Source organism: Sporosarcina sp. P20a, from assembly GCF_002743175.1.
In the GTDB taxonomy this organism is placed as follows: Bacteria; Bacillota; Bacilli; order Bacillales_A; family Planococcaceae; genus Sporosarcina.
Genome location: NZ_PDYT01000011.1, coordinates 44,898 through 65,830, shown reverse-complemented (window position 1 = coordinate 65,830; position 20,933 = coordinate 44,898). Strand labels below are relative to the sequence as shown.

General features: G+C 40.8%; 19 protein-coding genes. 15 read left to right on the top strand and 4 right to left on the bottom strand.

Features of this window, described 5'->3' with window-relative positions:
• Nucleotides 1-213 precede the first annotated feature (213 nt).
• A complete protein-coding gene (locus CSV72_RS10510; protein WP_099678320.1) occupies nt 214-576 on the top strand; it encodes a rhodanese-like domain-containing protein in 363 nt (120 codons plus the stop codon).
• A 47-nt stretch (nt 577-623) separates the two neighbouring features.
• Here CSV72_RS10510 and CSV72_RS10505 read toward each other — a convergent pair whose 3' ends face one another.
• Nucleotides 624-1,139, bottom strand: a complete 516-nt coding sequence (locus CSV72_RS10505) for a cupin domain-containing protein (protein WP_099678319.1) — start codon at nt 1,137-1,139, stop codon at nt 624-626.
• 156 nt (nt 1,140-1,295) lie between these two features.
• Here CSV72_RS10505 and CSV72_RS10500 point away from each other — a divergent pair, with 156 nt between their 5' ends.
• Nucleotides 1,296-2,642, top strand: a complete 1,347-nt coding sequence (locus CSV72_RS10500) for a dihydrolipoyl dehydrogenase family protein (protein WP_099678318.1) — start codon at nt 1,296-1,298, stop codon at nt 2,640-2,642.
• Between the two features lie 184 nt (nt 2,643-2,826).
• A complete protein-coding gene (gene thiD, locus CSV72_RS10495; RefSeq protein WP_099678317.1) occupies nt 2,827-3,654 on the top strand; it encodes a bifunctional hydroxymethylpyrimidine kinase/phosphomethylpyrimidine kinase in 828 nt (275 codons plus the stop codon).
• A 150-nt stretch (nt 3,655-3,804) separates the two neighbouring features.
• Here the strand turns inward: thiD and CSV72_RS10490 are convergent, their stop codons facing one another.
• Complete coding sequence (locus CSV72_RS10490) at nt 3,805-4,431, bottom strand: nitroreductase family protein (RefSeq protein WP_099678316.1); 627 nt, start codon at nt 4,429-4,431, stop codon at nt 3,805-3,807.
• 135 nt (nt 4,432-4,566) lie between these two features.
• On the opposite strand from CSV72_RS10490, the gene CSV72_RS10485 reads away from it, so the two are divergent.
• Together CSV72_RS10485 and CSV72_RS10480 are read left to right on the top strand one after the other, a co-directional pair.
• The gene (locus tag CSV72_RS10485) at nt 4,567-4,926 is read left to right on the top strand and encodes a winged helix-turn-helix transcriptional regulator (RefSeq protein WP_083032469.1); all 360 of its coding nucleotides are present in this window, start codon (nt 4,567-4,569) and stop codon (nt 4,924-4,926) included.
• On the top strand, nt 4,923-5,948 hold the full coding sequence (locus tag CSV72_RS10480; protein ID WP_099678315.1) for an LLM class flavin-dependent oxidoreductase: 1,026 nt from the start codon (nt 4,923-4,925) through the stop codon (nt 5,946-5,948). Before CSV72_RS10485 ends, CSV72_RS10480 begins: the two co-directional genes overlap by 4 nt.
• A gap of 52 nt (nt 5,949-6,000) precedes the next feature.
• Here the strand turns inward: CSV72_RS10480 and pepF are convergent, their stop codons facing one another.
• A complete protein-coding gene (pepF, locus tag CSV72_RS10475; RefSeq protein ID WP_199170087.1) occupies nt 6,001-7,830 on the bottom strand; it encodes an oligoendopeptidase F in 1,830 nt (609 codons plus the stop codon).
• Nucleotides 7,831-7,892: 62 nt separating this feature from the next.
• On the bottom strand, nt 7,893-8,345 hold the full coding sequence (locus CSV72_RS10470) for a hypothetical protein (RefSeq protein ID WP_099678314.1): 453 nt from the start codon (nt 8,343-8,345) through the stop codon (nt 7,893-7,895).
• Between the two features lie 167 nt (nt 8,346-8,512).
• Between CSV72_RS10470 and CSV72_RS10465 the strand changes: the two genes are divergently transcribed.
• The 10 genes from CSV72_RS10465 to brnQ all read left to right on the top strand — a co-directional run bounded on the left by CSV72_RS10465 (nt 8,513) and on the right by brnQ (nt 20,911).
• The gene (locus CSV72_RS10465) at nt 8,513-8,992 is read left to right on the top strand and encodes a PaaI family thioesterase (RefSeq protein ID WP_099678313.1); all 480 of its coding nucleotides are present in this window, start codon (nt 8,513-8,515) and stop codon (nt 8,990-8,992) included.
• Nucleotides 8,993-9,025: 33 nt separating this feature from the next.
• Nucleotides 9,026-10,237: an MFS transporter gene (locus tag CSV72_RS10460; RefSeq protein ID WP_099678312.1), complete on the top strand. Its 1,212-nt coding sequence runs from the start codon at nt 9,026-9,028 to the stop codon at nt 10,235-10,237.
• Nucleotides 10,238-10,279: 42 nt separating this feature from the next.
• Nucleotides 10,280-11,206 (top strand): cysteine synthase A, encoded by a 927-nt coding sequence (gene cysK, locus CSV72_RS10455; RefSeq protein ID WP_099678311.1) that lies wholly within the window; start codon nt 10,280-10,282, stop codon nt 11,204-11,206.
• A 248-nt stretch (nt 11,207-11,454) separates the two neighbouring features.
• Nucleotides 11,455-12,297, top strand: a complete 843-nt coding sequence (locus tag CSV72_RS10450) for an ABC transporter ATP-binding protein (RefSeq protein ID WP_099678310.1) — start codon at nt 11,455-11,457, stop codon at nt 12,295-12,297.
• A complete protein-coding gene (locus tag CSV72_RS10445) occupies nt 12,230-12,985 on the top strand; it encodes an ABC transporter permease (protein WP_099632737.1) in 756 nt (251 codons plus the stop codon). Before CSV72_RS10450 ends, CSV72_RS10445 begins: the two co-directional genes overlap by 68 nt.
• Nucleotides 12,986-13,012: 27 nt before the next feature.
• Nucleotides 13,013-14,017 carry an aliphatic sulfonate ABC transporter substrate-binding protein gene (locus tag CSV72_RS10440; protein ID WP_099678309.1) on the top strand — a complete coding sequence of 335 codons (1,005 nt, stop codon included), beginning with the start codon at nt 13,013-13,015 and terminating at the stop codon, nt 14,015-14,017.
• Nucleotides 14,018-14,143: 126 nt separating this feature from the next.
• Complete coding sequence (locus CSV72_RS10435; protein WP_099632739.1) at nt 14,144-14,863, top strand: NAD-dependent deacylase; 720 nt, start codon at nt 14,144-14,146, stop codon at nt 14,861-14,863.
• Between the two features lie 106 nt (nt 14,864-14,969).
• Nucleotides 14,970-16,124 carry an exonuclease SbcCD subunit D gene (locus CSV72_RS10430; protein ID WP_099678308.1) on the top strand — a complete coding sequence of 385 codons (1,155 nt, stop codon included), beginning with the start codon at nt 14,970-14,972 and terminating at the stop codon, nt 16,122-16,124.
• Nucleotides 16,121-19,195 carry an AAA family ATPase gene (locus CSV72_RS10425; protein WP_099678307.1) on the top strand — a complete coding sequence of 1,025 codons (3,075 nt, stop codon included), beginning with the start codon at nt 16,121-16,123 and terminating at the stop codon, nt 19,193-19,195. Before CSV72_RS10430 ends, CSV72_RS10425 begins: the two co-directional genes overlap by 4 nt.
• A gap of 333 nt (nt 19,196-19,528) precedes the next feature.
• Complete coding sequence (gene brnQ / locus CSV72_RS10420) at nt 19,529-20,911, top strand: branched-chain amino acid transport system II carrier protein (RefSeq protein ID WP_099678306.1); 1,383 nt, start codon at nt 19,529-19,531, stop codon at nt 20,909-20,911.
• The last annotated feature ends 22 nt before the right edge of the window (nt 20,912-20,933 follow it).

The following is a 20,933-nucleotide window of genomic DNA, read 5'->3' as shown; positions in this document are numbered from 1 at the left end:
CAGTGCGTAGGTTTCCCTTTTCATTTATTAGCAAAATTGCCAAGTGACAGGTACATATAGTAATCCTCTATAGACATGCCAACTAAATGGAAATCGTGACTTTTTGATTTCAGCAGAGGTTAGTATATACTGAAATCAAATGCGACAAAGATAGTCTGATTTGAAGTAGGAGCAACCCCTTTTTTATCGGCAGTAGAAACTGGAGGCTAAATCATGAAAAAATTAGTATGGTTGATCGCAACCGTTTTAATACTGGCGGCTTGCGGATCGACAGATAAAGCATTTGAAACAGTAGATTTAGAAGATATTGAAGCCTTACAAAAGGAAGGCGCCTTAGTGATGGATGTGCGCGAAGTAGATGAATACAATGAAGGTCATATTAGTAGTGCAATCAATATGCCTTTATCGCAATTACAAAATGGTGATAGGAACAGTTTAGATAAAGATCAGACGTATGTAGTCGTTTGCCGTAGCGGAAGCCGTTCACAAACAGCAAGTGAGATTTTGTATGAAGAAGGATACGATGTGATCAATGTTTCAGAAGGTATGTCCACTTGGAAAGGTCGGGTAGAATAATGAAGGACAAGGCGACGGGATGCTTACCGTCGCTTTTTGGTAGACGCTTATTCTGTCGGTGGACCTATTAATTGCGAAGGAGAGATATCTTTCACAGCGGCAGCCCATTGTTGTTCATTTAATCCATAAGAGTAAGCAAAAACGTCTGCTGGTGTAGCGGTTAGGATATCGGAACCTAAGACTACCTCTGGAGTATTTGCATTAAATATCCCTTGTAGATGTGTATCATCGCTATGTGCGATTTGGTAATGCCACCATCCTTGTGGAATGTTAACGACTTGACCAGCTAGTATTTTATAATGTTGAAAGTTTTTTGTGTCGATATTCATAATGGAAATAGTAGCTGAGCCTGAAACGCAGTAGGTCAGTTCGGAAGCATTTGGATGATAATGAGGTTCAATAATATGATCTTTACTTAGAAAGATATCCAACATCGACAAATTATCCAACGTGTTTAATTGTTTGCTGCTCAAAATATTAATAAAGTTCTTATCATTTTTCTTGAAAAAGGGACTAGTATTTAAATCCGCTGCGTAATGAGGATTATTTGAAATCAAATTCATCCAACCTTTCCTGTGTGCTGTTATATAGTATGTACGTAGGAAAGTAACGTGATGTAAATTGTATAATTGTTTCCAAGTGTGATAAAGGACAATAAAGGGTAGTTGATTACAGAATGGATCTAGAGAATGAGCAAGAATAGTTGGAGGAGATAGAGTATGGTCAAAGAATATGATTTGCTTGTAATTGGAACAGGCAGTGCGGGTTCTATTACAGCGGCGAAGTGTAAGAAAGAAGGCTGGAGCGTTGCAATTATCGATGATCGGCCATTTGGGGGCACATGTTCTCAGCGAGGTTGTGATCCGAAAAAAGTATTGGTAGGAGCTGCTGAACTGATTGATTGGAATAAACGTATGCAAGGAAAAGGTGTCGAAGAAGACAGCAAAATCAATTGGCCTGAATTAATGGAATTTAAACGGACATTTACTCAGTCTATACCTGAAGATACAGAAGAGAAATATGAGAAATTAGGAATTGATATCTATCACGGCAAGGCGGTCTTCCAAAGTGAAACGGAATTGAAGGTATGCTCAGATATATTAAAAGGGAAGCATATCTTAATTGCAACTGGCGCAGAACCTATGCAAATGAATATTGAAGGTGAAGAATATTTGACGATGAGCGATGAGTTTATGGAACTGGAGACTCTACCAAAAAAGATTGTCTTTATTGGTGGAGGATTTATTTCATTCGAATTTGCGCATCTTGCTGCAAGGGCAGGCTCAGAAGTGCATATTTTGCATAGAAGTGAAAGCGCTTTGAAGCATTTTGATCAAGATTTAGTAAAAATGCTCATTAAACGTACTGAAGAAATTGGCGTTCATGTGCATTTGAACACACCGGTAAATGGAATTGAGAAATGCGGCAATTCATTTGTTGTCAAAGGTGAACAAGAAGATCGCCAAGTAGAATGGAAAGCAGATCTTGTTGTACATGGGGCAGGTCGCGCACCGGCATTAGATATTGATTTAGAAAAAGGAAGTGTAAAGCGCGATAAGCAAGGCGTATGTGTCAATGAATACATGCAAAGCGTAAGTAATCCACATGTATATGCCGCTGGAGATGCCGCTTCAAGTGATGCGCCTCCTTTGACCCCCGTCGCCACAACTGAATCACATGTTGTCGCTTCGAATTTGCTAAAAGGAAATAACAAAACGGCCAATTATCCTGTTATTCCATCTGTTGTCTACACCGTTCCTAAATTATCATCTGTCGGAATGAGCGAACAAGAAGCAATAGACTCGGGTTTGAAAATATATGTAAAATCACAAAATATGACCGAGTGGTTCACATATAAACAGACAAATGAACGCGCGGCAGCATTTAAAGTGATTATCGATCAAGAGAAAGACGTCGTACTCGGTGCTCATTTCTTGAGTGGAGGAGCCGATGAACTAATTAATCTCTTTGCAATGGCCATTCGTTTCCAAATTCCTATCTTAGAATTAAAGCAAATGCCATTCGCGTATCCAACGACAGCTTCTGATATTTCCTATATGTTGTAAATAAATTAAAACGACTCTCTATCTTGCAAGTGGATAGGGAGTTTTTACTTGATGGTAAATACAAAGGACCATGTAAAGAACGATGAAATTGACTCTTTAAACCTCCTCACGTTATCCTGTACAATGACGCCTTTATATAATTAATAAACTGTGAATTACATCTAAGACAGGAGGAAAAGGTACGATGATCAAGCGAGCATTAACTATCGCTGGTTCAGCTGCACGTGGAGGGGCAGGAATCCAAGCTGATTTGAAAACATTTCAGGAATTTGATGTCTTTGGAACAACAGCGGTCACGGCGATTGTTGCAAGAAATCCACGTACTGGACAAGGCATATTCCCACAATCTTGGGAAGCGATTGAAGCACAATTAGTGACGATAGAAGAAGACATTGGTATAGATGCTATGAAGACTGGCATGTTGTTTACAAAAGAAATTATTGTCAATGTAACGAAGTGGATTCAGCAGTCTGCCATTCAAAATGTAGTAGTAGATCCCGTGATGATTGGAAAAATGGGCTCTGCATTATTAAAAGACGATGCGATGGAAGCGATGCAGAGGCAATTGATTCCACTTGCAACGGTTATTACGCCGAATATGCCCGAAGCATCTTACTTATTGGGTGGTATGGAATTGGGATCTGTAGCTGATTTAAAAGAAGCTGCACGTCGTTTGTTTGAATTTGGACCGAAGTTCGTATTAGTGAAAGGTGGAAGACTGGAAGGACCCGCAGTGGATGTGCTGTATGACGGAGAGCAGTTCTATGTACTCGAAGCTCCAAGAATTGACACGCTGAATACCAATGGTGCCGGTTGCAGTTATTCTGCTGCCATCGCGGCAGGCTTGGCGAAGGGACAAACGGTGCAAGATGCCGTAATTGAAGCTAAGAAGTTCATCACAGCGGGCATTCGCCATTCGCTCACTTTCAAACAAGGTGTAGGACCAACCTATCACGCGGCATATGGTAAATATGACGAGACGAGTTGTAATGTTACTATTGAGCAGGCTTGAATTTAAGAACAAGCATGAATAAGAGGATGTTCTAGGAGTAGTAATACTTCTAGGACATCCTCTTTTGCATTGGCTACGTTTAAGGATAAATGTTTTATACAGTGGATAGTCAATAGTAAGTAGTGCGGGATTGAAGATTCAGCCATTCACTTACATATAAGTAGTAATCGAATCAATAGGTAGACGCGTAGAACCATAAGCAGGTGAAGCGGCTTTACCTAGCGCTATCAGCACTAGCGGCTCATAGCGTGATTCGAGTTCAAATGACTCAGCAAATTGTTGCTTGTCAAACCCGCCCATCGGAACAGTATCATACCCTCTTGCTTTGGCAATCAACATCAGTTGCATAGAAACCAAACCCGCATCAAACGTCGCGATATTCCGTCTTACTTCAAGTGGTGCATTCGGATAAGCCGCTTTCGCATTTTGAATCTGGATTTGCACATGCTCTTCATCTATATTTCCTGCAGCCAAATTAGAAAGATAGATCTCATCAATGTTGTGATACATTTCTGTATCGCCAATCACAGCTATAATAGCGGATGAGGTTTCGATTTGTTCTTGATTGAATGAAAAACGATTAATTTTCTCTTTTAACTCTTGATCTTGTATGACAAGAAAACGCCATGGCTGTAAGTTGCTTGAGGACGGAGCGGAAATCGCTTCCTCCAGCATAGATGTGATCTCTTCTTTATCGATTATGTAGTTCGGATCAAACTTTCTAACGGATTTACGTGCATGCATAACTTCTAGTAATTCTTCGTAGTTTTGTGACATATTGACAAACTCCCTTTAAAATATATTGATTTTCACTTACTAATAGTAAGTTCTTTTTAAGATTACTATTAGTAAGCTTGTTTGTCAAACCTAGGTGTGATAAAGTGAAAGGAGTATAGGATTGGGGTTTTGCTAATGAAGAAAAATGAAGAGTTTGTTCAGTCGGTAAATCCTAAAGGTCAAAAAAGTTGCGATAGTTTCCACAACACGATCGAGTTTATCGGTAAGCGGTGGATGGGAATTATTATTTATCATTTATTAGATGGACCGAAGAGGTTCTTTGAATTATCGGCGGAGATCGACGGGATATCAGATCGTCTTCTAACGGAAAGGTTGCGTGATTTAGAAGCGCACGGCTTGGTCGTTAAAAATCAGTCCGATCCAAAGGTCAGAAAAGTCGAGTATGAGCTTACGCCAAAAGGTAAAGAGTTGGAAGATATTATTCAGGCCATTTTTGAATGGGTAAAGAAAAATGGTTGCTGTTATGAGGAGTGAATGAATTGATTAGAGAAAAGGCAAAACAATTTAACGGAATTCCGTTATCGATATTAGACTTAGCAATGATCAATGAAGGCAGTCATGCGGGGCAATCATTTAAGAATAGTGTAGATCTTGCACAGCATGCAGAAGATTGGGGATTTAATCGTTATTGGTTAGCTGAGCATCATAATATGCCCGGTGTTGCAAGTTCTGCAACGTCTATCATTATTGGACATGTAGCGCAGATGACGAAAGAAATTCGAGTAGGTTCTGGCGGTGTCATGTTACCAAACCACGCGCCACTTGTTATTGCGGAACAGTTTGGTACACTCGATGCAATGTATCCAGGTCGTATTGACTTAGGGCTAGGTCGTGCACCAGGTAGTGACCAGGCAACAGCGTATGCGCTTCGCCGTACATTACAAAGTGGTGGGGAAGACTTCCCGCAACAAGTGGAAGAATTACGTAAGTACTTTGCGGGCAATCCAACTGATCGCGTTCGAGCATTTCCTGGAGCGGGACAAAACGTTCCGATTTGGTTGCTTGGTTCAAGCGGCTTCAGTGCTCAATTATCAGCTGAACTCGGCTTGCCGTTTTCATTCGCCAGTCACTTTGCACCGCAATTTATGATGCAAGCACTGCAAATTTATCATCAAAACTTCCGACCGTCGAAAGATCTTCAGAAGCCATTTGCGATGATGGGGGTTAATTTAATTGCAGCGGATACGGATGAAAAAGCACAATACTTGGCTACATCGATGCAGCAGCAGTTCTTAAATATCCGTCAAGGTAAGATGACGCAATTTAGTCCTCCAATTGAAGATATTCATGCGGTATGGTCGCCATTTGAACAAGAAGCGGTTGCACAGCAAAGTCAAGCACCGTCTGTCATAATTGGTAGTCCGGAAACTGTGAAACGGAAGCTGGAAGAGTTCGTAGAAATGACGAAAGCGGATGAGCTAATTATCAGCTCAGGAATCTTCGATCATGAGGAACGTCTTCGTTCATATGAAATCTTAAGTGAAATAATGAAGTAAAAGAAAAAACATCCACCAAGCAGGAAAAACCTGCTTGGCCGATGTTTTTTTCTTATTGTGCTTCAATCTCTTTTGTCAGTTTCTCAATATCATCGATTAACCCACCGATATATGAGATCGTATCGCGCAACGGTTTGTCCGTTGTGATATCGATCCCTGCCATCTTCGCAAGTTCAGCAGGTTTTTTTGAACCGCCTGCACGAAGGGTGTGGAGCCAGTCTTCAACAGCTGGTTCACCTTCATCCAATACACGCTTTGCCATCTCAGTAGAAATAGTCAATCCCGCACTATATGTGTACGGGTACAAGCCCATGTAATAGTGTGGTTGACGCATCCAAGTCAACTCAGCGCCGTCATTTATCTTCACGCTATCGCCCCAGAATTCTTCGAGTACACCGCGCTTTAATTCGTTCAAGATCGTTGCATTGACATTACCACCTGCATCCACGCGCTCGTATACTTTACGCTGGAACGCAGCTTCAAGTAAATGCGTTACGAAGTTATGGTAGTATGTTCGTGCCACGATGGAAGATAGTACCCAGCGTTTGAATTTCGGATCATCCGAATTCTTCAATAAGTGATTGGCCATCAGCATTTCATTCATCGTAGAAGGCGCTTCAATGAAGTACAGTGATGATTCCGAATTAAACAGGTTTTGTGCTTCATTGGCATAGTAGAAGTGTCCGGCATGACCTAATTCATGAGCCAGTACAAAGACGTCTTCCATGCTGCCTGTCCAAGAAATCAAAATAAACGAGCCGTTGCCATAAGGACTTGCACAAAATGCACCTGTGGATTTACCTTCATTTTGAGCGAAATCAATCCAGCGTTCTGAATAGGCACGGTTCACCATGTCAAGATAGTCATTGCCCATTACAGCAAGAGCATCATGCATATATTTTTTCGATTCTTCCACTGTAATGGAAGGCTCATATACTGGATCGATTGGCATTTTCAAGTCCGCAAATGTCATTTCGTCGAGATTATATATTTTTTGAAGGAGTTTCGCGTACTTTCGCATATGTGGTGCCAGTTCTTCCATAATCACATCGATTTGGCGATTGTACATCGATCGATCCACATCTTGTTCCATTAATAAATAGTCTATAACAGAATCATACCCACGTAAGTCGGAAGTCGTTTTCTCCATCTGTACATGCATGTCATAAGTTTTCGCTGTTGTGTGCTGATACGTACGCAAAGTATTGCTGAACGTTTCAAAAGCAGCACGTCTCACTGGTGTTTTTGGTTCGGACTCCCATTTCCCTTCGAATGAAACATAGCTCAGTGGATAGACTTTTCCATCTGCCGTGAAGTCGGGGAAGTTGATGTCTGCCATTTTCGTCGTATTATACAATGAATAGGGTGCTTGGAAAGAAGAGGAGAATGCCGCAAGTGTTTTCTCGACTTCGGGATGTAATTGGTGTGGCTTTTCCCGAATGATTTTATCGAATACCGTTGCATACTCCTCAGACTGTTTACTTGCTTGTTGCAAAGTCTCTTCGGAAAGCGCTGTTAATTCACTCATAACGAAGGAAGTTTGACTGGCGATTTTCGCAGCGATTGAACCAAATTTACTCTCTCTCATTTGAGCTTCATCATTTGTTAGATCAACACTTGCTGCTAGCTCAGCATAACTAGAAATTTTGACGAGTTTCTCTTGTAAACTGCGATAGGCATCCAATGCTTGAATAGCAGAAGTTGAATCTATAATCGTACCTTTATAGTTTTTCTCAAAAGCAGTTGATTCCATTTCTGCATCTTTTACTGCTTTTTCGTAGTCCTGTTCATTTTCAAATAAAGTTTTTAAATTCCACGTTTCTTGTTCGTTTACTTGTGCACGTTTAGGTAAGCTTTTCACCAATGTGAATCTCTCCTTCATATCGATTATTCGGTTATCGAATTAATGAATAGTATAATACAATGAATGTTCAGAGTACAAAATTACGGTTTATTGGAAATCATGAATTCCATTAACCAATCGACTTGTAAGGGGCCATCTACAACCTCATAATACAGACGGTCATTGTGGATCAATACTCCTTCTTCGATCAATATCGTCATACGATTTCCTGTGTCATCATGTAGATCGATTGTGAAGTGCGGTTGATCATCAAATAATTCTAGTGAGTCTGGATCCACACGCTCATAATCATATGCTTGGAGAAATTGAAGTAAGCGATCAACTTCTTCCACTTGGTCAACTTTCCACGTAACGGCTCGCTGTTCATGTAGACCAGGTTGCCGGAAAGTGATGAATGAATAGGGGGATAAACCATTCAGTTGTTGTTCTTGCAATCGCTCAAAGGGATGGGAGGAAGCTTCGTCGATTGTCTGCATCATGACATAAAATCCTCCAGCCACTAGTAATGCCAATATAACGCCACGTATTTTCATACTATTTCCCTCCTTCCGCAACAAATCGTTTCTCCTTAGTATATGAATGTAGTGAGTAAGATACGCACAAAACTGTCGGTGCTATGACAGATATTTCGTTTTTGGTCGATATTTCAATTTTCGGAATGTATAATAGAGAGAATTCATTTGAAAGGGAGGTAATTAATATGAAAGAATATGTTACACATGCGATTCAAGACAGTTATGCGGATGATTTTTCATGGTGTTATGGTTGCGGGCGGCTCAACGGGGAAGGGAATCATTTCCGCACTGGTTGGGAAGGAGAGCAAACCGTCACATATTCATTACCACCTGAGAAATATACGGCAATACCAGGATTCGTGTATGGTGGATTTCTGGCTTCATTTATGGATTGCCATGGCACAGGATCTTGTGCACTTGCCTTACATCGAAAGAATGGTCATGAACCGGGAGACGGTTCCGTACCGCCACGCTTTGTGACAGCTTCCTTGCAGATTACATACAATAAGCCGACTCCGCAAGGAAAAGTATTGAAAGCAATTGGAAACGTCACGGAAATTCATCCGAAGAAATGGAAAGTAGCTGTAGAAATTTACGCTGAGGATGAATTATGTGTTTCTGGAGAAGTGGTTGGAGTCGTAATGCCTGCTACATTTACAAAGTGAAATAGACAACTAGATAAGGTGTGAACAGATGGTATGAATAAATCACCACAAACTGCCGTAGCGAATCCGGTATTTCCGATTATGATTGCGATTGCTGTCTGTCACTTATTTAACGACACGTTACAGGCAGTGATTCCAGCTATGTTACCGATTTTGGAGAAAGAATATCAATTTAGTTATAAACAATTAGGTTATATTGTGTTCGCTCTAAATATCGTAGCTTCTCTACTTCAACCCGTTGTAGGCTATTTAAGTGATCGTAAACCTAAGCCGTTTGCATTGCCGATCGGCATGACATTTTCTTTATTTGGAATGGCGGGCCTAGCATTAGCACCAAGCTATTGGCTGATCATTGTATCCGTTATGTTACTCGGCTTAGGGTCGGCGATCTTTCATCCGGAAGGTTCCCGAGTGTCATTTTTGGCAGCTGGGGACAAGCGTGGACTTTCACAATCTATCTATCAAGTGGGAGGTAATTCCGGACAAGCACTTGCACCGTTGATCAGTGCGTTCGTCCTCGTTCCTCTTGGCCAAATAGGAGCAGCTGTTTTTGTGTTAGTAGCTGCTGCTGGGATTGCCTTACTAACTCGGATTTCTTTCTGGTATAAGAAACAGCTGGATGAAGAGCGTTTAGGTAACCGGAAAAAAGTATTATTAACGACGATGGAAAGTTTGTCAAAAAGACAAGTCACTATTGCACTGGTTTTATTAATGATTATTATATTTGCTCGTTCATTCTATGTGACGAATATTACGAGCTTCTATATTTTCTATTTGATTGAATATTACGGCATGACGATTCAACATGGTCAGCTGTATATTTTCTTATTCTTGGCTCTAGGAGCTGTCGGAACATTTTTCGGCGGCCCCATGGCAGACAGGATAGGACGGAAAAAAGTGATTGTCTTATCGCTTGTCGTGCCTTTACCGCTTAGTTTGTTGCTGCCGTATGCTCCTGTATGGGGAATCATTTTACTACTATTAACGATTGGATTCTTTATTATGCTCAGTTTTTCCGTGACGGTTATCTATGCCCAAGAACTTGTACCTTCCAAAATTGGTACGATGGCGGGACTAACTGTAGGATTAGCGTTCGGAATGGGGGCAATCGGTGCAGTCGCCATCGGAACGCTTATCGACTCGATCGGTATTTATCAAACGATGATTATCACATCATTCTTACCGTTCATTGGGCTAGTCGGATTAGCTTTACCTCGAGATCAAAAGATTACATCAGCTTCATAAACAGATTACAAATTTCATCATCATGAAAAGAAGGTGTGCACAATGAAAGTAGTCAATAATATGGCGGAATTGATCGGTGATACTCCGCTAGTAAAAGTACGAACGCTCGGAGATGCTACTGGAGCAGAAGTGTATGTGAAATTGGAGTACTTTAATCCAAGCCGCAGTGTAAAAGATCGCGCGGCGTATCAAATGCTTGTAGAAGCCGAGAAAACTGGCGTTCTGAAACCGGGTGCCACGATTATTGAGCCGACGTCCGGCAACACGGGAATTGGCTTGGCAATGAACGCTGCTGCAAAAGGATATCCAGCTATTTTTGTTATGCCGGATAACTCGACGATTGAACGTATTAACTTAATGAAAGCGTATGGAGCAAAGGTTGTATTGACACCTAGCTCAGAACGTATGCCAGGTGCGATCGCTAAAGCGAATGAAATCTCAGCGTCCATCGACAATAGTTTTATTCCGATGCAATTTGAAAATGAAGCGAACCCAGATAGTCATCGCCATACAACGGCTGTAGAAATTATAGAAGCCATTCAATCCATCGATCGTACATTAACTGCATTTGTTTGTACTTCAGGAACGGGTGGTACGGTAACAGGGACAGGTGAATCATTAAAGGAACATGATCCGGCCATTACAGTTCATGTAGTTGAGCCTGCAGGGTCACCGGTATTATCGGGTGGCAAACCAGGAAAGCATAAACTGGTAGGTACAAGTCCTGGATTTATTCCAATTGTCTTAAATACCAATGTCTACGATGAAATATTCCGTATTGAAGATGACGACGCATATAATACGGTCAGACAATTTGCAAGACAAGAAGGTGTTTTGCTTGGGCCGTCAGGCGGTGCATCTCTGTATGCTGCATTGCAAGTGGCAAAACGTTTAACACCCAAAGATACAGTCGTGTGTATTGCCCCAGATTCTGGTGAAAGATATTTATCAAGTGATTTATTTCAATAACGCCTACGCTAAAAAACCTCTTCCCGTGTTGGGAAGAGGTTTTTTAGCGTAGAGTTTCATAATGAAAAGTGATGAAAAACCAGTACCTATTGCGTTCATCCTATTATTTTCAAATAGATTGAAAAAATAATCAGAAAGCCTATTGACAAAACCTACGTAAATGGTAGATTATATATATATAAAACATATAAAGTTAGTAGGAATTAAAAACGCAACGAATCGAGAAGTATTTACGAGGGGGAATCAACATGTATTTGGAAATTGAAGGCATTGAAAAGAGCTTTCCCCACAAAGAAAAGGGAACGGTCAAAGTACTAGATAACATCAATCTGGAAATAGAAAAAGGACAGTTTGTTTCCATTGTAGGTCCATCTGGTTGCGGCAAGTCCACTATGCTGTATTTGATTGCAGGACTGGAAAAAGCTGATCAAGGGAAAATCAGTATTAACGGAAAAGAAGTAAAAGGTTCAGGATCAGATCGAGTAGTCGTTTTCCAGGAAGCCGGATTATTTCCTTGGCTAACAGTACTCGATAACGTTACGTACGGATTACTTCTAAAGAACATGTCGAAGAAAGAGGCGGAACAAAAAGCGATTGACATGTTGAAAATGGTGCACCTAGGAAATTACGTAGATGCTTATCCGCATCAATTATCGGGAGGAATGAAACAACGTGTAGCGATCGCCCGTGCGCTTGTGATGGAGCCAGATATTTTGTTAATGGATGAACCCTTTGCAGCATTGGATGAACAGACACGCATGGTGCTTCATAAGGAGCTATTGGATATTTGGCGAAAAACAAAAGTAACGGTACTTTTCATTACGCATAATATTAGGGAAGCAGTATTGCTTTCGCAAAAGATTGTCGTCTTTGCGACACGTCCAGGAAAAATCAAAAAAACGTTTATTTCAAATGATTCAAAGGACGGCGTTATGCCGAGTGATGTGACGTTGCAACTTGAAAAGCAGATTTTAGCTGAGCTTCAAGAGGAAATTGAGAAAGTGTTGAAGGAGGAGATGGGCGATGACTACAGCTTTAAGACGAATAGTGTTTCTCGGGATACTAGTGGCGATATGGGAAGTCACATCTAAGCTATCGGATTTACCCGATTTTATGTTTCCGAGTTTTACACAAGTCATGTCGACCTTAATTTCTGGTCTCATCTCCGGTCAAATCCTGATTGCGATCGGTGCAAGTTTAAGTAGATTATTAATTGGATTCACCATTGCTTCAATACTAGGATTGGTGCTTGGTTATTTAATTTGGCGTTACAAAATAGTAGAAGACACGCTTGGTTTTCTTGTAACAGCTTTACAGTCTATTCCAAGTATCGTCTGGTTCCCGCTAGCAATTATCTGGTTTGGACTCAATGATTTTGCTATTTTATTTATCGTTACACTAGGGGCGACTTGGACGATGATCGTCAATGCAACTAGCGGATTTAAAAACGTACCGGTATTATACCAACGCGTTGCTAAGTCACTTGGTTCTAGTGGCTTTCACTTTTTGCGGACGGTGATTTTGCCAGCATCCGTACCCCAATTGATTTCTGGTTTACGAATCGCTTGGGCATTCTCATGGCGCGCACTCATGGCAGGGGAGCTATTAGGTGCGAGCGTCGGTCTCGGTCAACTACTAGAATCAGGACGCGCACTTGGTCAAATGGATTTAGTTATTTCCGTCATGATCATCATCGGTGTGATCGGTACGATTATGGATAATGTATTATTCTTACGTTTGGAACGCAGTGTAGAAAGAAAATGGGGAATTCGGGCGTAACACGCTCAAAGAAAAGGGGATTATTATATGAATAAGAAACGATTAGGTGTACTGCTTTCTGTATTAGCAATTGTGGGGATTTTATCAGGATGTGGGAAAACAGTAGAAGGCAGTGCAGATAAAAAGGAAGTAAAGATTGGATACTTTCCAAACTTAACACATATCGCAACAATTGTTGGACTAGAGAATAATTATTTCGCAGAAGAATTCGGTGAAGATATCAAGATCACAACGAAGACAGTGAGTAACGGTGGATTATTCATGGAAGCGATGGCTTCTAATTCCATAGATATTGGAACAGTAGGACCTGGACCTGTAATTAATTATTATGTAAAAGATCCAAAGTATCATATTGTCTCAGGAGCGGTAAACGGCGGTGCGGTACTAGTAGCTAACGGTAAAAGTGGAATTAATGAATTGGCGGATCTAGACGGCAAGAGAGTTGCGATTCCCGTAATTGGTAGTACGCAGGATGTTATGTTGCGTAAAGCGTTGAAAGATGTGGATCTAAAGGCAAAAGCTAATGGTGGAACAGTTGAGTTTTTCGCAGCGGCACCAGCGGATACAGCTACATTGTTTATTCAAGATTCAGTTGACGGCGCAGCAACACAAGAACCTTGGGGATATATTTTACAAAATCAAGCGGGTGGCAAACTGATTCTCGATTGGGAAGACTTTGCTTGGGGTAAAGAATCTACAAACACCGTTGTCGCAACAAGTGATGCATTTTTGAAAAACGAAAAATTGTCGACTGCTTATTTGACAGCTCACGCAAAAGCAGTTCAGTTCATTCGTGATGAGCCTGAAAAAGCACAAGAACTAGTAGTGAAGCACATCAAAGACCTAACGGGTAAAGAAATAGCTAGTGATGAATTGGAAGCGGCATTCACTCGAATCGAAGTGACAACAGATGTAAATGAAGATGTATTGCAAGAGATGGCTGATATCAGTCAAGAAGCAGATTATATCAAGACAAATGAAATTGATGGATTGATTGATCTTGAAGCAATTAAAAAAATTACAGCAAACTAATACAAAGCGGGTATCCATTGTGGATGCCCGTTTTTCTATGTCCGTATCGTTTGATAAGTAGCGATAAAACAGGATATGCTAGTATATAGATAGAACATAATTTCGCTAGTTGAAAGGATGAGGACAGTGCTGGCAGATTTATTAAACGAATCGAAACGTACTATCGTCTATACAGGAGCAGGGATGTCGACAGAAAGCGGGCTACCCGATTTTCGTTCTGCTAAAACGGGCATGTGGGAAACAGAAGATCCTGCCAAAGTGGCAAGCGTAACAGCTCTCAATCAGCAAGTGGAACAGTTTTTCCAGTTTTATAAACAACGTGTCATTGCGGCAAAAGAAACAGGACCGCATAAAGGACATGATATTTTAGCTAAGTGGGAAAAAGATGGTTTGATCAATGGAATTATTACGCAAAACGTCGATGGTTTCCATACGATGGCGGGCTCGAAAAACGTCATGGAACTTCATGGCACCCTTCGCAATGTCCATTGTGAAACATGTGGAAAAGCATATGGCAACGAACGTTACGAACTTGATGAGTTTTACTGCGATTGTGGCGGTACGTTACGTCCATCCGTTGTGTTATTCGGAGAAATGTTGCCGGAAGAAGCATTTATTCAAGCGATATTTGAAAGTGAGAAAGCAGATCTTTTCATTGTCCTTGGATCATCATTAACCGTTACACCTGCGAATCAATTTCCATTGATAGCAAAAGAGCAAGGCGCGAAGTTGGTCATTATCAATATGGAACCTACAGAAATGGATCGCTTTGCCGATCTCGTTATCAATGAACGTAAAATTGGAGAAATACTGAATGAGGCAGATCAAAAAGTAGATAGTAAGTAAGTTGAGACAGAAGAATGAGCGTAATAGACGAGTAATTTTTATACCACTTCTCTAGTACGTTATTCTTCTTGTCTCCATTTTTATAGATAAAGAGAGGGGAAACATCTTGAAAATTTTCCACACTGCAGACTGGCATCTCGGCAAGCTCGTGCAAGGAGTGTATATGACTGAAGATCAGCGTTATATTTTACAAGCATTTATAGAAGAAATTAAGAGAGAACAACCGGATGCGGTCATTATCGCGGGGGATCTGTATGATCGTGCAATACCGCCAACGGAAGCGGTAGGACTGTTGAATGAGGTTTTACAGGAGATTGTCATCGATTTGAAAATTCCTGTCATGGCTATTGCAGGAAACCACGATAGCCCTAGCCGCCTTCATTTTGGAAGTACGTTCATGAAAGATCAAGGGTTATACATAACAGGAGAATTATCCCCGCACTTGTCACCAGTAAAGCTCCAAGACGAATATGGTGATGTCTATTTTCATTTAATTCCATACGCTGATCCTTCGATTGTCAGTCACTTGCTCGAAGATGAGTCGATTTCTAGTCATCAGCAAGCTATGAAGAAAATTATCGAGCGTATAGAACAGTCAATGGACAAAGATGCTCGACATGTTCTCGTTGGTCACGCGTTCATTACGAAGCACGGTGAGAAAGAAGAGAATACTAGTGACGCAGAACGACCATTATCGATTGGTGGAGCTGAATATGTTTCATCAGATGTATTTGAGCCGTTTCATTATACAGCGCTCGGTCATTTACATCAGGCGCATTTTGTAGGCAATGAAACAATTCGTTATTCCGGTTCGCCATTAAAGTATTCTATTTCCGAAGAGAATCATCAAAAGGGCTACCTCATTGTGGAGTTAGGAGAAAATGGAGAAGTGGAAATTGAGAAAAAGCTACTGACTCCTCTTCATGATGTACGAACAGTTGAAGGCACGATGGAAGAGATATTGGAGATGCAACACAATGAAGATTATGTGTTCGTCAAACTGCTGGATACGGTGCCGGTCATACAACCTATGGAGAAAATTCGTTCCGTCTTTCCGAATGCGATGCATGTAGAACGAAAACTATTTGCTTCTTCTACAGACAGTCTAGGTGGAACAGTAAATGTTGAGAAAAAAGAAGACGACCAAGCGATGTTTGCTTCCTTCTTTAAAGAACTTCAAGGCGAAGAAGTAGATGAAGAAACGAAAGAGCTATTCGCTGAAGTTTTGTGGGATGTTATGAAGGAGGAAGATCGTGCATGAAACCCATTACATTAACAATGACGGCATTTGGACCGTATAAAGATAAGGAAATAGTTGATTTTCGTGATTTGAAAGATCATCGTTTATTTGTCATTTCCGGAAAAACGGGTGCAGGAAAAACTACGATCTTCGATGGCATTTGCTTCGCATTATATGGACAGGCAAGTGGAGAGGATCGCACCGATACGAAAGCATTGCGCAGTCAGTTTGCAGACGATGAAATTCAGACGACTGTAGAATTGACGTTTGATATCCATAAGCGTAGATTCCGAGTCGTGCGTCAAATTCCTTACAGAAAAAAGGGTAATAAATCGGATACATTAGGTCGCTGTGAATTATTTGAAGAAAAAGATGGGCAATTCATTCCGGCGGTAGATCGCCAAATTGTCACCGAGGTAAATGATAAGATTGAACAACTGCTAGGCTTTACGCATGCACAGTTTAGTCAAATCATGATGTTACCTCAGGGAGAATTTCGTAAGTTCTTGACATCTGATACGGCGAATAAGGAAGCAATCATGCGTAAAATATTTAAAACTGAACCGTACCAGAAAATCGTAGAACGGTTAAAAGTGAAAAAAGAAGAAGCGAACGCGGAATACCTTCGTGAAAAACAGATGAGTGATGCGATTCTTCATCAAATTCCGGCAAAGTTACCTGCGCGCGACTCTTTAATATTTACAGAATTACAGTCAGAGTACCCGAACTACCATCAGCTCGTTTTAGGTCTTCAACAAGAACATGCACATCATGAGACGCAATCTAAAGAAACACATAAAGAACACACTAGACTCTATACTGTTCATAACGAAAAACAACAGGCGCTACATGATGCGCGTTCAATTAATGAACAATTTACAAAGCTTCTTCAACGCCAAAAAGAACTAGATAGTATGCAAGTGAAACAACAAGAGATGAAAAGTCTTGAACAGCAATTACAACAAGCTGAACGAGCTGCGAGATTAGAAGATGTAGAACAACAAGTGAAGACTAATTTAACTGAATGGCAGAAGAAAGAGCGTACCTACTCTGAAGCTGTCACGTTTCTCGCGGATGCAGAGAAAAAGCTAGTGTCCGCAAAGGCTTCCTATGAACAGGAGCTAGCTAAAGAATCTGAGCGAAATGAAGTAAAAGAACAGTTGCTTACGCTAAATAATTTACTTCCAACCGTTTCGGGACTCACTGCACAACGTCAAGTGTTAGAGTCACTCAAGAACACGGTCGACCAAGTGGAGAAATCCTTGCTAGTAAATCAGCAATCATCCAAGCAACAAAAAGAATCTATTACAGCTCAGAAAAATGAAGTTAAAGAGTTGGAAACTTCATTAGAAGAATATGAAGAGTTATTGGATCAACTTGCAAATAGCAAAGCCATCGCAAAGCAAGTGGATTCATACAAGAATCTACTAACACAACGACAAGAACTTGAGGCGCAGTATGAAACGGCTAAGCAACAAGTGGAGCATTATGCAGATGCCTATCAAGCCCTTGAGAATCGTTGGATCAGTAATCAGGCGGTAGTTCTCGCTTCTTCACTTCATGATGGAGAGTCTTGCCCAGTTTGCGGGAGTATCGATCATCCAGCTAAAGCTGGTGGTGTAGAAGCCGAGCACGTATCCAAGCAAGAAATAGACACGGCTAAGCTGGAGTTAACGAATAAAGAACAGATTTTCCATACTAAGCAAGCGGAACTGCAACAAGTCCAGCAACGTATTGAAGTAATTGAAGCGGAATTGGATGAGCACCAAGTAGATTTGCGTCGAGATTATCAAAAAGAACAAGTAGAACTGACAGAGAAAGTAGCTGTCCTTAGAAATAAGCGAGAGTTATTGAAACAAAAGAAAGACCAGATTAACCAAGCGGAAAAGTCCATGGAAGAACTTACCGAAGAAATAAAGAAATTAGAATTGCAGCGAAACGAATCAAAAGGAGAGCTTGAAACGAAGCGAGCGCTCTATAACTATGCACTCACTAAGGTTCCTGAAAAATTACAGGAACTATCCGCATTGCAACAACAAATTGCAGCTAAAGAAACAACTAGTCAGAAACTTGAAAGTACTTGGAAGGCTGTTCAACAGAACTTACAAGACGCTTCAACTGAGAAAACAAAATGGGAGTCTCGTGAAGTTCTGGAGAAAAAGTCTCTAGCGGATATGAAAGAGAAATTAGATCAAAGTTCGGCTTTCTTTTCAAAACGGTTGACCGAAGAGGGCTTTACTTCGGAAGAGAAGTATATACAAGTGAAACTGCCAACGTCAAAACGCCAGGCTATACAACACCAACTTCAAGTGTTTGCCCAAACGCTTCATACGTTAAAATCTTCCATAGAAGAACTCAAGAAGACAGTTGAAGGCAAACAGCCAACTGATATTGAAATCATAGAGCAACAAGTAGAAGCGCTGAAAACACAATATGAAGAAGCATTTGCGCAGTACAATCAATCAAAGGCATGGGAACAAGCGGCACAGGAACTTCATAATGAATTAGAAACAAGTAAATCTAAGGAAGCAGAGCTAGGAGAGACCTATGGAAAGATTGCGAATCTCTATGATATAGTCCGCGGTCAAAACCATTTGAAGATTTCCTTTGAGCGTTATATTCAAATCGAGTATTTAGAGCGTATCATTCAAGCAGCGAATATTCGTCTTCGCGACCTATCAAATGGACAATATGAACTCGTCCGCAGTGATCGTCAGGAAACCAGAGGGAAACAAAGTGGATTAGGTATTGACGTTCATGATGCGTATACAGGACAGACACGAGACGTTAAGACGTTATCAGGTGGTGAAAAGTTTAACGCCTCCTTATGTTTGGCGCTGGGTATGGCAGATGTCATTCAAAGCTTCCAAGGTGCTGTTCGTATGGAGACGATGTTTATTGATGAAGGATTTGGTGCATTGGATGAGGAGGCTATCCAAAAAGCTATTGATACACTGATCGCTCTTCAACAGTCGGGTCGTATGATCGGCATCATTTCACATATCGATGAAATGAAAGAGGCTATACCTGCTACATTGCAAGTAACCAAGTTGAAAGAAGGTTACAGCAAGACGAAATTTGTTTTGACTTGATGGAATAGTTTTTGAATCGCAGGCAAGTTTTGGGGGAGTAGCGTGGCACTGTTAACCGACTCTGCAATGGAAACCCAAAACTGCTTTCTATCTAATCTAGTTCATTACATTTATTTTTCTTATTAGTGTAAACTGATCTCTTTTGAGGTCAGTTTTTTCTGTTTTGAGAACTCTATTGTAATTCAGATTTAATAGTCAGTAAGTTGGCAATATAGACAAAAGTTAAATGATTTGACTGGCTGTTGATTTTCTAAATAGGGAAGAGTAATATAAGGGAACGTGATATATTGCATACAAATAAGTGCTGTTGACTTTGGGAGGAATTTTATACATATGGAGAAGAAATTATCATTTTCATCTAGTCTCGTTATTGGGGTTATGCTATTCGCATTGTTTTTTGGGGCAGGTAATTTAATCTTCCCTGCAGAGCTAGGACAGCTAGCTGGAGATCAAACGTGGAAAGCTATGGCTGGCTTTTTGTTTACTGGAGTAGGTTTGCCTTTCTTAGGTATATTGGCAATCGGTTTTTCTGGCAGGAAAGATTTGCAAGACTTAGCAAGCCGAATTCACCCAGTATACGCTATTCTATTTACAGCGATACTTTACTTAACGATTGGGCCTTTCTTTGCAGCACCACGTACAGGAGCTGTAGCATTTGATATTGGTGTTGCGCCATTTTTAAACGGATTTTCAATCGATCTCGCACGTTTTATATTTACATTAGCTTTCTTTGGTATTAGCATGTGGCTATCATTGAACCCTGCAAAAATTGTCGACCGGGTCGGTAAGTATTTGTCACCACTTATCATTATCATATTGATCGGCTTAATTGGTATGACTCTTCTTAGTCCGATGGGAAGTGCGCAAGTATCGCAAGCGCCTTATAATGAAACCCCGTTCTTTACAGGTTTTCTTGAAGGCTATAACACGATGGATGCACTAGCTTCGTTAGTATTCGGAATCATTGTGATTAACGCATTGCGTGCAATGGGCATTACTAGTAAGAAGCAAATATTGTCTTCTACGGTTAAGACAGGATTTGTGGCAGCTGGATTTTTAGCCATTATATATATCGGTATTGCCTATCTGGGTGCCACATCGGTTGATTTATTTGGCTATCTGGATGGTGGAGGTTCTGTGTTAAGTGAAACTTCCTCGCATTTATTCGGTACAACAGGTCTAGTGTTGCTCGGTGTAGTGATTATGCTTGCTTGTCTAACGACGGCTATAGGGCTACTGACTGCATGTGGAGAATACTTCCATACGATTATCCCGAAAATAAGTTATAAAGTCTTTGTAGTTTTCTTTTCAGTATTTTGTTTGGTCGTAGCGAATTTCGGTTTAGCGAATATTATTAATTACTCGCTTCCTGTACTCGTTCTACTTTATCCACTGGCAATGGTTTTAATTCTGTTGACGTTCACCGGCCCTTTATTCCATCAATCCAGTTTGGTATATCGAACAGCGACCATAACGGCTTTCTTTGTCAGTTTCATTGAAGCGCTTGTGAAATTTTATTCACTAGTAGAGAAGCCCATGCCGAATTGGCTTGAGACTGTACAAGAGGCGTATACTGCGTACATCCCATACTATACAGAGGGTATCGGCTGGTTAGTTCCTGTATTGATCGTGATAGTTGTAACGGCTATTGTAGCGATAGTAAACAATAAAAGAGCGCAAAGTGTCCAAGTGATCTCTACTAATGAAAAAGCATAAAATGAAAACAGGATCCGATTAT